The organism is Candidatus Nitrosotalea sp. FS (genome assembly GCF_011319475.1).
Classification (GTDB): Archaea; Thermoproteota; Nitrososphaeria; order Nitrososphaerales; family Nitrosopumilaceae; genus Nitrosotalea.
In genome coordinates this window covers 1-649 of sequence record NZ_RCMC01000088.1, presented here as the reverse complement: position 1 = coordinate 649, position 649 = coordinate 1, and the positions used below count along the sequence as shown (strand labels likewise).

Sequence of the window (649 nt, the reverse complement as noted above, 5' to 3'; positions counted from 1 at the left end):
GTTGTTGCCTGAATCTGCAACCCATAGATTTCCTGCAGAGTCAAAAAAAAGAGCCTCTGGAGCATTTAGTGATGATGCAGTTGGGAGAGCTGGAACTTTATTTGATTTAAGATCAGTTTGACCAATAACTGTTGTTGCAGGAGTACCATTTGTACCAAGGTTGGTTTGGGGATACATCAATATGCGGTTGTTGCCTGAATCTGCAACCCATAGATTGCCGCTAGTATCAAATGTTATTGCACTTGGCTCATCAAGTGAAGCAGCTGAACTTGCAGCATTATTNTAAGATCAGTTTGACCAAGAACTACAGAGGCACCTGCACCTAATACCCATACATTTACTTGGGTAGTAGTTGGAGTTACTTTTGTAGTTGTTGCTGTAATTGCCAGTGAAGAAATAGTTTTACCTCCAGTCTTTAACACTGCAAAGTCATTTGTATTGAATATCTGAGTCCCGTTTGCAGTCACACCTGCAGGCGTAAATGTCTTGGTTGAATTATCACTCATTGTTGCCACAATTTGTATGTTAACTGTACCAGAATCATAGTTAGACCATGTTACTTGAATTTGTGTTGGATCTATTTGAGTACCAATTTTTGGAGTTAAGGTAACGGGATTACCATAATTACCTGAAATACCCAATGTTGGAG

Annotated in this window: 2 pseudogenes; both read right to left on the bottom strand. The window is 39.5% G+C overall.

Annotated elements, in window-relative coordinates:
- Window positions 1-180 (bottom strand): annotated as a pseudogene (locus DYY66_RS13955) (hypothetical protein); the annotation flags it as partial.
- A 9-nt stretch (window positions 181-189) separates the two neighbouring features.
- Window positions 190-282, bottom strand: a pseudogene (locus DYY66_RS15850) (hypothetical protein); the annotation flags it as partial.
- Window positions 283-649: the final 367 nt, after the last annotated feature.